This is a genomic window from Flavobacterium sp. UGB4466 (genome assembly GCF_903469665.1).
GTDB classification, from domain to species: Bacteria; Bacteroidota; Bacteroidia; order Flavobacteriales; family Flavobacteriaceae; genus Flavobacterium; species Flavobacterium lipolyticum.
This window is the reverse complement of the sequence record NZ_CAGKLC010000116.1, coordinates 1-11,756: the sequence shown is the minus strand read 5'-3', so window position 1 is coordinate 11,756 and position 11,756 is coordinate 1. Positions and strand designations below refer to the sequence as shown.

The 11,756-nt window shown below is 33.9% G+C and carries 13 protein-coding genes; 9 read left to right on the top strand and 4 right to left on the bottom strand.

All coding sequences use genetic code 11. From position 1 onward, the window contains the following. The first annotated feature begins 35 nt into the window (after positions 1-35). Both JO950_RS19165 and JO950_RS19160 read left to right on the top strand, forming a co-directional pair. Positions 36-1,247 carry a putative phage abortive infection protein gene (locus JO950_RS19165; protein ID WP_202704081.1) on the top strand — a complete coding sequence of 404 codons (1,212 nt, stop codon included), beginning with the start codon at positions 36-38 and terminating at the stop codon, positions 1,245-1,247. A gap of 220 nt (positions 1,248-1,467) precedes the next feature. Beyond that, entirely contained in the window at positions 1,468-1,902 is a 435-nt protein-coding gene (locus JO950_RS19160; protein WP_202704080.1) for a RidA family protein, read from the top strand. Positions 1,903-2,491: 589 nt separating this feature from the next. Here JO950_RS19160 and JO950_RS19155 read toward each other — a convergent pair. Genes JO950_RS19155 through JO950_RS19145 form a run of 3 tightly spaced genes read right to left on the bottom strand, consistent with a single transcriptional unit; the run spans position 2,492 to position 3,864 of the window. Beyond that, positions 2,492-2,866, bottom strand: coding sequence for a hypothetical protein (locus JO950_RS19155; RefSeq protein WP_123923496.1), 375 nt, complete (start codon positions 2,864-2,866; stop codon positions 2,492-2,494). Beyond that, positions 2,853-3,410, bottom strand: a complete 558-nt coding sequence (locus tag JO950_RS19150; RefSeq protein WP_202704079.1) for an ADP-ribosyltransferase — start codon at positions 3,408-3,410, stop codon at positions 2,853-2,855. Before JO950_RS19150 ends, JO950_RS19155 begins: the two co-directional genes overlap by 14 nt. 40 nt (positions 3,411-3,450) lie before the next feature. Next, entirely contained in the window at positions 3,451-3,864 is a 414-nt protein-coding gene (locus JO950_RS19145) for a helix-turn-helix domain-containing protein (RefSeq protein WP_202704078.1), read from the bottom strand. 165 nt (positions 3,865-4,029) lie between these two features. Between JO950_RS19145 and JO950_RS19140 the strand changes: the two genes are divergently transcribed. The 3 genes from JO950_RS19140 to JO950_RS19130 all read left to right on the top strand — a co-directional run bounded on the left by JO950_RS19140 (position 4,030) and on the right by JO950_RS19130 (position 5,655). After that, positions 4,030-4,326 carry a hypothetical protein gene (locus JO950_RS19140; protein ID WP_202704077.1) on the top strand — a complete coding sequence of 99 codons (297 nt, stop codon included), beginning with the start codon at positions 4,030-4,032 and terminating at the stop codon, positions 4,324-4,326. Positions 4,327-4,728: 402 nt separating this feature from the next. After that, complete coding sequence (locus JO950_RS19135; RefSeq protein WP_202704076.1) at positions 4,729-5,205, top strand: hypothetical protein; 477 nt, start codon at positions 4,729-4,731, stop codon at positions 5,203-5,205. Between the two features lie 81 nt (positions 5,206-5,286). Further along, the gene (locus tag JO950_RS19130; RefSeq protein WP_202704075.1) at positions 5,287-5,655 is read left to right on the top strand and encodes a hypothetical protein; all 369 of its coding nucleotides are present in this window, start codon (positions 5,287-5,289) and stop codon (positions 5,653-5,655) included. A 25-nt stretch (positions 5,656-5,680) separates the two neighbouring features. On the opposite strand, the gene JO950_RS19125 is transcribed toward JO950_RS19130, so the two are convergent. Beyond that, entirely contained in the window at positions 5,681-6,472 is a 792-nt protein-coding gene (locus JO950_RS19125) for a DUF5995 family protein (RefSeq protein ID WP_202704074.1), read from the bottom strand. Positions 6,473-6,733: 261 nt separating this feature from the next. On the opposite strand from JO950_RS19125, the gene JO950_RS19120 reads away from it, so the two are divergent. From JO950_RS19120 to JO950_RS22320, 4 genes are all read left to right on the top strand, one after another. Next, the gene (locus tag JO950_RS19120; protein WP_202704073.1) at positions 6,734-8,176 is read left to right on the top strand and encodes a hypothetical protein; all 1,443 of its coding nucleotides are present in this window, start codon (positions 6,734-6,736) and stop codon (positions 8,174-8,176) included. 318 nt (positions 8,177-8,494) lie between these two features. Beyond that, positions 8,495-10,801, top strand: coding sequence for a type IA DNA topoisomerase (locus JO950_RS19115; RefSeq protein WP_202704072.1), 2,307 nt, complete (start codon positions 8,495-8,497; stop codon positions 10,799-10,801). Positions 10,802-10,961: 160 nt separating this feature from the next. Then, complete coding sequence (locus tag JO950_RS19110) at positions 10,962-11,438, top strand: DUF6265 family protein (protein WP_202704071.1); 477 nt, start codon at positions 10,962-10,964, stop codon at positions 11,436-11,438. Between the two features lie 35 nt (positions 11,439-11,473). Then, a partial coding sequence (locus JO950_RS22320; RefSeq protein ID WP_237732393.1) for a hypothetical protein occupies positions 11,474-11,756 on the top strand: 283 nt, incomplete at its 3' end.

Here is an 11,756-nt window from a genome sequence, read left to right as displayed (position 1 = left end):
AAAATTATATTTTCTTTAATTACAAAAATAAATAGATGAATCACAAAACCGTAGCATGGGGCTCCGTTATAATATCTTTTCTTACTATAGCATTTTTTTTAGCGCGAATTTGGTGTGATGGCTATACCTTTTGGAGTCCTATGCCTATTAAATATGATATAACCGGACAAATTGGTGATTTTATTGGTGGAGTTATTGGAACTTTAATTTCCGCGGTAGGATTCTATTACTTGTATTTAACATTCTCAGAACAGAAAACATCTTTCCAAAGAGAACGTTTAGAAAGTAACTTCTTTGATTTAATTAAATTGCATCGTGAAAATGTATCAGAACTAGAATTCGACGGTAGAAAACTTGTTGAAGATGACGATTCATTACATATTGGAAAGTCTAAATTTATAGGAAAATCTGTTTTTAAAGTCTTTTTTAATCAAATTATTATTTGCAAAACAGAATTACAACCCATTTTTAGAAATCCTCAGATCTACATTAAGGAATATGAAGAGCAAATGCTAAAACATCCATACATTATAAAAAATAAAATCGATATTTATCAATTAGCAAGAATAGACATCTGCTATAACATCATCTTTTATGGATTGAGTGCAGAAGGAGTCCTTATTTTAAAACATATTTTTAAGGATAAATATAAAGATAAAATGATTGATTATACAATACAATATCTGCGATTGAAACCTGCCTATGATAAAAGTATTTTCAAAAAATGGGCAATGATACCACATCAAAGTACAAGAGCTAAAAGACGACAAGCAGTTGAGGAAATTTATAGATGGAGAGAAACTAGATGTTTAGATGGTAGCTTCTCAAATATTGCAGAAAACTATCACAACAAATTTGTTAAATATTATGGAGGTCATCAATTTAGATTTGGGCACTATTTTAGACATCTTTTTCAAACAGTGAAGTTTATTAATAATCAACAAAACATCTCATATCAAACAAAATATAACTACATTAAAACTCTACGCGCTCAATTATCAACTTACGAACAGGCAATAATTTTTTTTAATAGTTTATCGTCATTAGGTCGCGCTTGGGAAATTAATCCTGAAATTGATTTAACTTTAACAAAATTTCAAGCTCACGATTTCGAACTGATAACTAAATATAATTTAATAAAAAATATTTCTGGCGAATTATTGTATGGCTTAAATTTTAAAAAATTCTTTCCTTTAGTAGAGTATGAAAGCGATAATATTATAAAAAAAAGGCCTGAATATAAATAGCTACTAGTCCCGCTACAAAAAATGTTATTAAATATTGTAATCGCTGTGCGAAGTCCGGAGACTTTGTATGCTTAAAAATTAGTTGGATAAAAAAATCAATTTCAAATCCTTATTTTGTACATGGACGAGAAGCTCTCGCAAATGAGAGAAATCCCCCCGCTCATGCGTCTAAATCTAGATAAAACCTTAAAACCAACTACAATAAAAAAAACAAACCACTATGAAACATTTTCTTTTACTTTCTTTTTTATTCGTTTTCAATATCAGTTTTGCACAGGAAGCCAAAATAAAAAAGGAAAAATGGCATTGGAACAATGGCCCCAAACAAGATACCGTTATTGGTTATGCTCAGGTTTTAAAAGTGGACAATGTACTTTACATTTCGGGTGCTGTAACAACGGAATTAACTCCGGCAGGAATCACAACAGTCTATAACGATTTAAAAGCTTCACTAGCGAGTTATGGTGCCACGTTTGCCAATGTGGTAAAAGAAAATCTATACACCACAGATATTGAGACCATGAAAAAGTACAACAACGTTAGAAAAAAATTCTACAATGGTGACTTTCCTGCGGCTACATGGGTACAAATCGTACAATTATACGTGCCAACCGCAAAATTAGAGGTTGAATTGGTGGCACATTTACCGAAATAATTGGGTTCAATTGGCTATAACCACAAAGCTTGTCATTTCGACCGAAGGGAGACTCGAGCGACAGCGAACAGGCGAAGCAAATCGCACGCGGGATTGGACAAAGATTGGCGACATTCTGTGTCGAGTTTCTAATGTGATTTCTCCCTTCGGTCGAAATGACATAAAATGAGAAAAAAATCTTTGCGTACTTTGCGTACTTTCTTTTCTAGTCTTCTCTTGAAAAAAGTTTACCTATTTACACTTCATCCTAAAAAGATTTACAGGATTTTTTTTGCTGTGACAAAATGAAAACAAAAAATTATTTTGTCACACTTTCTGTAACAAAATAAAAATAAATTCAACTTTGTTACAACTTCTGTAACAAAATGAAAATAAATTAAAATTTGTTACAGCTTTTGTGGCAAAACAAAAATAAAAATCAAATTTGCCACAACAATAAAAGTAGGCTCCCACGCTCGTGCGAACGCAAAAAAATCACTTTATAAAAACAAGAATGCGCAAAAGTCCCAAAAGACATTTGCGCATTCTTATTATAAAAACTCCCTATGTTAGTACGTGCGGGACGCTCGTGAACATAACGGGTAAAATATTATTCTTTTACAGACGACATAAATTTTCGTCCCATTCTCTCAGATGTTTTTTCGAGCTCATTACCTTTTGAGGAGTTTTTTACTGCCATTAAATGAAGTATTTCATTTCTGTAATTGAATTCGTCTAATAAATTTATTACAGACAGTTTCCTTTTCTTAGTATTAGCCAAATCATTAGACAAAACATCCTCCAGAAATTTAATCATAAGAGAATTAATTTCCTCCTTATTTTCAATGGTGTGAGGATTTTTATACTCAGATCTTATAGTTCCAGACATAAGAACATCCGCCAAAACTTCAAAAATATCATTTGCATTTTTGAAATGTGATTTTTCATTATATTCTTTTACCAAATCCATATCAAACTTCTTCAAGTGTTATTCTAATCGTTTTATCTGCTTCTTCTGTAATGTCCATAACTTTAAATTTTGAACCTGACATAAACAGCACTTCCCTTTCATTTTCTCCATTGTCTATACCAAATTTAGCAATTTTTTCTATGTCTTTTCCTCTTTTAGAAGAAATTATGAATAATGGACTACTGCTAAAACCTGAAGCTACAAATCTTGACTTACTGCAAGATAAAAAGCTCTCTTCAATTATAATCGAATTATTTTTAAGAGCATCGTAATATTTCTGTAATTTCGACTTACTAACTTTTATAGATCTGTAGCAAAGCAATTTATAATCCGGCAACTTCTTAAGAGCATAATTTAAATATTTTCCAAATTCAGGTAAATCTTTTCCATCTCTTAAAGTTTCATTCAAAGATTCATAACCAATATCAGAATAATTATAAATAATTGCCTTTTCAAATTCATTTAACTCACTTGTATTTTTGTGTCGATTAGAACTTAAAATTTCTTTTAGCTCTGTGGTCAAAAAAGTTTCAGCATATTTTTGTAAATCTTTCACCATGACTTCTGAACAATCTTATAAAAACTCTCTTTCGAGACTATTACTTTCCTTTCAGTACTTTCTCTAAATATTCGACTTTTTCTTTTTCAGCCTTCACCAATTCTTTTTCAGCGAGTACTAAACGTTCGTAAAGTTCAACGACTTTATCTAGAGGATTGAAAGTACAAGTACTTTGAGGACCAAAATTACTACCTGAAACTGCTTCATTAAAAGTATTGAAATAATTAAAAACCGCTTCTTCCGAAAAATTTTTAATCGCTTCTACACTTACTTCAAGCGCTTTTGCAATTTCTACCAGTTTACTTTCCTCTACCGTTTCACTGGCTTCAAGATTAGAAACTGTTTGCTGGGTTACGCCAATTGCCATAGCCAAAGCTTCTTGTTTCATTCCTCTAAGCTCTCTGATTCGGCTAATGTTTCTGCCGATATGTTTTGGTTTTGTTGCTGTGCTCATAAATCAAAGATATTTAAAATTTGCAAAGAAAAATAGGTTTTTGTAAAAAACAAAGTTCATTTGTCGCTTACAAACCTGAATTTTTTTATATCATGCCATCTCTGGCTTACTTGCCAAATATTTTTCAAAAGTAAGATTTTTACATCAATTTAAAAACTATACACCATGAAAGAAGACCGTACAGTACAAGCAACCCAATTTTTAAATCTAGTCTCTAAAATGAACTTTTTTACAAGTCTGAAACCCGAACAGCAGAATGATTTGGTTGTGTCTCGTTTCAAAATAGCCAGTTACAATGAATTAAATTCAACTATTTCGTCTTTACTGCGAACCTGTATTCAAACCCTTAAAAGTGATCCATCAGAGACTGACATCGATATCATAAACTTACTCGAAATCGCATTACAGCTTTTACCCAGTGACGAAATGGAATTGCTGGATGAGCTACATAAAATTCTATAAATTGAACTGGTCGGAAGAAACGATTTACAGTTCTTTAAACGAAAGTCCGCTCTTCGAAGTCTTAACACGCAAAAGTCAAGAGACTTCGCAAAACAATTATTAACTTTTAGCCTTCGAATGTCTTAATTTAAATATATACGTTTACAAAAAAGACCAACGGTTCGAAACCTCTAAAGACGGCAAATAGATGTCGTTCCTATGGAACTTTGTAAAACAAAAATCCTTTTTTCAACGGATTTCAATCCGTTGCTACAAAATATTTCATTCCTACGAAATTAAGATTGATACGACAGCAAGAGCGAGATGTGCACATCGCAAGAAAAAAAAATAAATAGGTAGAAAAATATTCTCATTCTGGAATAATTTTTGTCTAACCAATTGAATTATCAATTTAAAATAACCATGGAAAATAAAATAACTGTACCGAAACCCTGTAATGAAAACTGGAACTCAATGTCACCCAATAAAAATGGTAGATTTTGTGGTTCGTGTAGTAAAACTGTAGTTGATTTTACAAAAATGAATACTACCGAAATTCAGAACTATTTTGTTGAAAATTCAGGTAAAGAAAGTATCTGCGGGCATTTTAAATCTACTCAGGTAGCAACTACAAAAAATACAAAATACGATCACTTAAAAAATCGACTTAACCGAATTAGAATCAAACCCATTAAAAAAATGGCCTTATTTTCTTTGAGTTTAGTTTTCTCCTTAACCAGTTGTATGGGAAAAGCCATGATAGATGGTGAACCCGCGATAATCAATAATGACACAATAAATGAATCTGAAGTAACTAAGCCGGAGGACACAATAAAACAAAAAGATTCTGTAAAAACCGAAAACATTCGGTTAAAAGAAAAAAATACATCATCAAGGTAAAGAGCCATAGGCTCGGCCAATATTGCAGATTGGATTAAAATCCAATCTGCAATATATTTGTTTACAAATAATCTAGATTTTATGAAAAAAGTATATATTTTTCTTTTACTTGGCTTTCTATCTATTAAATGCCTTTCACAAGAATCGAATTGTGAAAAATTTAAAACTGGAAAATTTCTTTATACAAGCGAAGGACTTCCGGATACATTTATAACTCGAACCGAAACAACCCAAATTGAGACTATTAAAGAATCGAAAGACGAAATTCAAGGTAAAATTACCTGGAAATCAAACTGCAATTATGAATTTACCTTTACGAAATGTCAGAGACCTGATTTTTTAGGAAAAACTATAGCTGTCGAAATATTTGAGATAAATGGTAATACCTCTAAAGGAAAAGCTTTGTTTGAAGGAATGACTCTCGATTTCAAAATAGAAAAATTGAATTAATACTCTTTGCGCTTCTTTCTAAAAATTAAGCAACAGCACATTCCAAGTTTTTTTGTTCAACAATCTGCATATCGATTATTTTTTGAGCGACTGTACCCCTTTCGAATAAACGAATGAATTTGAAAACGGCGCTCACAAAATAACCCGGGTTTGAAACCAAGCGGGCGATTTCTGTTATTCTCTCGTCTCTTTCATGTGTACAGGCTTTTCTTTTATCCTCGGGAACCGCTACAAATTCATTGGCAAATTTCCAGGCACCGTCTCTGGCGGTTTCCATGCTGAAGTCAATAAAAAAGGTGTCTGCTTTGCCTGTTACTTTTAATATCCAGGTAAGCGTTGGCCAAATTTTAATCAAACATTTTTCTACGCTTCCTACAAGACTGCTTAGAATGGTATTTATTTTGTCGAAATCAGCTTTTAAACTTCCTATATCTTCTACTGTACTGATCTCTGCGGCGGCTATCCCTAAGTCCAGGTTGATATGGGCATTCATTCCGAGTAATAGGTGTTGCAGCACTATCGGCCAAAACTTTTCGGCTTGTTCGAAGGCAAAACCCCAACATTCTGATGGTTTTTCTTTGGCTTTATATTCGTAATAGGCCTTTAAATACCGATTGGCAAAAATGACATCCAGTTTCTCCATTCGCTCTCCATTTTGAAAGGCTCCATTTTGAATGCCTTCTTTTACTTTCACCGTAACTTCACGGTATAACGTTGCAAATAAACCTATGTTACTTTGTTCTATTTTTGATACTGCAATTATTTCATCCAGTAGCTGAATGACTTCGTCTATAGTCGTAGCTTGTTTTATATTCATTTCTAACGGTTTAAGATTAGTTTTGGCAGAACGAATATAATTATTTTAATCTTTTATATCACACATTTTGAAGTAATTATCTTATTATTTTTTAATTTAGAACAAAAGAATAATCTTCTATTTTGTTCATACACTCTTTTCTGGTCTTCATACCTAAAAATGGAGCGTTTAAGACATTTTTTAAGAAGCCCGTTTCTTAATTACCTACTTTCAACTATTCAAAAAGAGATAACTACAAAAACGAACTAAAGACCCCAACTTATGAAAACTACAAAAAAGGTATTGCTTTTAATCACGCTAATCGCCTTCTGTGCCTGTAAAAAGGATCCAAAGACAGAAAAAGACACTTACACAACACTAAACAAAACTGCCACTGATGCTACCTGTTTAGCTCCTGCTAATTGGTTTACGATGGTAAACAACACGCGCCAGACTCCTCCGCCCAATGAAGGACCAACGAGCGTATTTGCCAACAATGCAACCGTAAACAATTGTGATTTTCACCAATGGTCGTGGCAAAAGTTTCTTTGGCTCACCAATGACGTCAATGGACTGCCATTATTTATGCGTAAATTAATTCAGGTGACTGCGGAAGGTAAAAGAGTAGATACAAGTGAAGGAATTGTTGTTCTAAGAGATACCGCTCAGGCAAGTTCTCCACAGGACATTTTAAAAACCCCTAAATATACATCAGGCGTTCCTAAATCTACTACGGTTTATTATTCTATTTTCATGGATAACCTTATGTATTCAACCATGCTAAAATATGGTCCAATAGCAAAAAAAGATCCTGCCAAAATAAAAGATATAACTTTTCCTGTAGGCTCCTTAGAACTTAAAACCTCCTGGATTGATGCGAGTGCTCTTAAAGATCCTTCTTCCTATTTTATTACTCAGGGTGTCATCAATGGAGTGAAAAAAAGAATAGCACTTTTGGGGATGCATGTCGTTGGAGTAGTAGAAAATCATCCCGAATTTGTATGGGCTACTTTTGAACATGAAAATCTTGCCCCTGCTTACGATTGGTCTAAAGCTACGCCAACAACTGATGCACCAGTGACAAGTACAGTTGATTATCCTTTTTTTAATAAAAAAGACACCGCAACCGTTAAAAATATAACTAGTAAGAACGGAATTTATACCGATATCTTTTCTGTTTACAAATATGGTGTTCCTGTCGAAAAAGTAATGAAAGGTCCGCATAATGTTCAGGTTTATATGAAAACGAGTCAAAATGGTTCACAAAACTTCAATAATATTCGTACTATCAATCAAAGCGTTAAAACACAGCTGAAAGGTATCTGGAATAATTATTTTTACAATGGTTCATTATGGATTAATACTGAAGGATACAATACTACTCAGGCTCAAGCGGCCTTATTAAATTCGTTAGGTGATACTCTTTCAGACTCTAACCCCGGAAAACTAACCAGAGGTTCTGTTGCAGCCTACAATATTACGATGGAAACCTATGTTCAGGCAGGATTTAGTCCAACAACAATAAGTAAAACTTCAGTTAACGATCTTGTTAATTGCTTCTTTTGCCATAATACATCTCATAAAGGTGTTATTTCTCCCCTCAATATAAGCCATGTTTTTACAGGATATGTAGGCAATCTGAAGGGGTTAAACAGAACACAAATCAAGCAAGAACATGTTAATGAATTTTTGAGAGAATCCAATTTGCGTCTAAAATTAAAATAACCCAATAGCAAGCCGCTTTACTTCTAAAGCAAGCTGAAATTTATACCTACAAAAAACCACAAGCTACTGTTTGTGGTTTTATGTTTTATTCCTGAGCCACGAGATTAAAAAACATCTATTTTTTTCTCTCGCAGATTGTGCAGATTATGCAGATTTTTTTAAATCCTTCTGTCCACACCAATTCAATTCTCTTTTAAATTTACGGGAAACAAAAACCTTTGTCCCTTTGCATCTTTGTCCCTTTGTAACTTTGTAACTCTATTATTTCAATACCACTTTTAAAATTCCTAATTTCGCTTTTGAATTAGAAAGAGAAAAATGAAGGTCTGTATTGCTGAGAAACCAAGTGTCGCACGTGAAATCGCATCCGTTTTGGGAGCCAATACCAAACACGACGGGTATTTTGAAGGCAATGGTTATGCTGTAACTTACACTTTTGGGCATTTGTGTACCTTAAAAGAGCCCAACGATTACAAACCCCATTGGAAAAGTTGGGATTTGAACAACTTACCCATGCTTCCTGAGAAGTTTGAAACCAAAGTGGTGCAAAGTTCAAGCATCCAAAAGCAATTTAAAATTGTAAAAAGTCTGTTCGACAAAGCCGAAGTAGTCATCAACTGCGGGGATGCCGGGCAGGAAGGAGAACTCATTCAGCGTTGGGTGATGAATGAGGCACATTATAAGGGCGAAGTACAGCGTTTATGGATTTCGTCTCTAACCACCGAAGCCATCAAAGAAGGTTTTGAAAATCTGAAACCCTCTGAAAACTACGACAATTTATTCTATGCCGGATTCTCAAGAGCTATTGGCGATTGGCTGCTCGGAATGAATGCTACCCGTTTGTATACCGTAAAACATGGCGGTTACAAACAAGTGCTGTCTATCGGACGTGTACAGACACCTACATTGGCCATGGTAGTGGACCGATTTAAAGAAATCGAAAATTTTAAACCTCAGCCGTATTGGGAACTGCAGACTTTATACCGAGAAACTCTTTTTAGTTATGAAGAAGGACGTTTCCTTAAAAAAGAAGATGGAGAGCTTCTGGCCAATAAAGTCAAAGAAAGTGAATTCGAAATTGTTTCGGTTGAAAAAAAGAACGGAAACGAATACGCTCCAAAGCTATTTGATTTAACAGGTCTGCAAGTATACTGCAATACCAAATTTGGATTTTCGGCAGATGAAACGCTTAAAATCGTACAAACTTTATACGAACAAAAAGTAGTCACCTATCCCAGAGTAGATACCACCTTCTTACCGAATGACATTTATCCAAAAGTACCCGGGATTCTGCAAAAATTAACAAAATATGCCGAATTGACCCAACCGCTTTTAGAGAAAAAAATAAAAAAATCACCAAAGGTTTTCAACGATAAAAAAGTTACAGATCACCATGCGATTATCCCAACCGGAATAGAAGCTCATTTGCAATTCAACCAGCAGCAGGTCTACGACATTATTACGAAACGTTTTATTGCTGTATTTTACGATGATTGTCTCGTAGCCAATACCACAGTAATTGGTAAAGCAGCCGATGTAACTTTCAGAACCACCGGAAAAGAGATCTTAAAAAAAGGGTTTCGCATCGTATTTGAAGACCCGAACGCTAAAGAAAGAGAAGCGGATTTGTTACCCAGTTTTGTGGTGGGAGAAAAAGGGCCGCATGAGCCTTCTTTTCTGCAAAAAGAAACCAAACCACCCAACCAGTTTACCGAAGCGACTTTGCTGCGTGCTATGGAAACTGCCGGAAAACAGGTCGATGATGAAGATCTTCGCGAACTCATGAAAGAAAACGGTATTGGTCGTCCGTCAACAAGGGCGAATATTATCGAGACACTTTTCAAACGTCAGTATATCGTTCGAAACAAAAAACAGGTTTTGCCAACGCCTACGGGAATTCAGCTAATTGATACGATTCAGAACGAACTTATCAAATCGGCTGAGCTAACAGGTTCCTGGGAAAAGCAACTGAAAGATATCGAAAAAGGAACTTTTACTGCAGGAGCTTTTATTAAAAACATGAAACAAATGGTAGAAGCTTTGGTCACCGAAGTACGAAGCGAAACCAGACATGCTAATATTTCGCATGCAGCAACAGTTGAAAAACCAGTTGTAAAAGCAGAGAAAAAGAAAGCCGCGGGAATTTTAGCCGAAACCTGTCCAAAATGCCAAAAAGCTACTTTAATAAAAGGAAAATCAGCTTTTGGGTGCGGTAATTATAAATCGGGTTGTGATTTTCTGCTGCCTTATACTTTTGCAGAGAAGAAAATATCCGAAAATCAATATTTAAGATTGGTTCAGAAAGGATCTACTGTAAACATAAAAGGGTTTAAAACCGAAGAAGGAACTGTTGAAGGTTTGATTCGCTTTGAAGAAAATTACAAACTTAAATTAGAGACGAAGAAAACCACTCCGAAAGCAAAATCAGAGACAGCAGCATCTGATGCCTTAACGTGTCCAAAATGTCAAAAAGGAACAATTCTCAAGGGTAAAACGGCCTACGGCTGTAGTGAATACAAATCAGGTTGTGATTTTAAAGTTACTTTTGACGATGTACGAGCCAAATTAAAAGATCAGAAACCAACAAAGGAATTGGTATATTCGATTCTTTGTGAATTTTGTTAGATGTGAATTTTCTGAAATGTTAGATTTTAGACATTAGACGTTAAATCTGAAATGCGTTACCATTTTACTTTTTACTTTTCACATTTCACATCTCACTTTTTAAAACAAACCATTCTTTTTCATACTTTAGCCTTTCGATTTAACACCAAAACGTATAGATATGTTTCAAAAAATTACCCTTTCAGTGCTTTTAATTGCTGCTGTTTCCTGCCAGAAGAAAGATTCTGCCGAGAAAGATAAAATCAAAGTCGCGGACTGGTTAATAGGAAACTGGGAAAACAAATCTCCGGACGGTATTCTGACTGAAAATTGGCAAAAATTAAATGACAGTACTTTTAGTGCTGCCTCTTATTTCATTAAAGAAAAAGATACTATTCATTTCGAAAACATCGTGTTATCTCAAAAAGAAGAAACCTTAACCTATTTTGCCACGGTGAAAGGTCAAAATGATGATAAACCGGTGGCTTTTCAATCGACTGCTGAATCAGACAAACAATTGGTTTTTGAAAATCCGAAACACGATTATCCGCAAAAAATAACCTATACAAAAGGAGCGAATAATACTTTAACTGCTGAGATTTCCGGAAATTTAAACGGTAAACCAAGTTCAGAGAAATTTGTGATGACAAAGAAATAGTTCTCCAATTATATCCATAATAGATAGAAAAATCAATGAATAGGAAATTTATTATTGGAAAATTAGAAATTAGAAAACTAATTCTTTCAGATTTAATATATCTATTTTTGTACATAATTGTAATATTCTACTATATATACATCAATAAATATAACCCAGCAGACAAACTTTCAACTTCATTTATAATTTCCTTAATCATTGGATTTTTAACTATTTCTTCTCCTTTTGGACTAAGATTTAGAAATGTTTATTTTTCTATAATCTGGTTATTATTATCAACTGCATTTTCTATTAACAATTCTCTTATTGCAATAATTC

What these genes read in the sequence shown, in the direction of transcription:
- JO950_RS19165 (WP_202704081.1), top strand. Translation starts at nt 36, where the DNA reads ATGAATCACAAAACCGTAGCATGGGGCTCCGTTATAATATCTTTTCTT.
- JO950_RS19160 (WP_202704080.1), top strand. Translation starts at nt 1,468, where the DNA reads ATGAAACATTTTCTTTTACTTTCTTTTTTATTCGTTTTCAATATCAGT.
- JO950_RS19150 (WP_202704079.1), bottom strand. Translation starts at nt 3,410, where the DNA reads ATGGTGAAAGATTTACAAAAATATGCTGAAACTTTTTTGACCACAGAG.
- JO950_RS19145 (WP_202704078.1), bottom strand. Translation starts at nt 3,864, where the DNA reads ATGAGCACAGCAACAAAACCAAAACATATCGGCAGAAACATTAGCCGA.
- JO950_RS19140 (WP_202704077.1), top strand. Translation starts at nt 4,030, where the DNA reads ATGAAAGAAGACCGTACAGTACAAGCAACCCAATTTTTAAATCTAGTC.
- JO950_RS19135 (WP_202704076.1), top strand. Translation starts at nt 4,729, where the DNA reads ATGGAAAATAAAATAACTGTACCGAAACCCTGTAATGAAAACTGGAAC.
- JO950_RS19130 (WP_202704075.1), top strand. Translation starts at nt 5,287, where the DNA reads ATGAAAAAAGTATATATTTTTCTTTTACTTGGCTTTCTATCTATTAAA.
- JO950_RS19125 (WP_202704074.1), bottom strand. Translation starts at nt 6,472, where the DNA reads ATGAATATAAAACAAGCTACGACTATAGACGAAGTCATTCAGCTACTG.
- JO950_RS19120 (WP_202704073.1), top strand. Translation starts at nt 6,734, where the DNA reads ATGAAAACTACAAAAAAGGTATTGCTTTTAATCACGCTAATCGCCTTC.
- JO950_RS19115 (WP_202704072.1), top strand. Translation starts at nt 8,495, where the DNA reads ATGAAGGTCTGTATTGCTGAGAAACCAAGTGTCGCACGTGAAATCGCA.
- JO950_RS19110 (WP_202704071.1), top strand. Translation starts at nt 10,962, where the DNA reads ATGTTTCAAAAAATTACCCTTTCAGTGCTTTTAATTGCTGCTGTTTCC.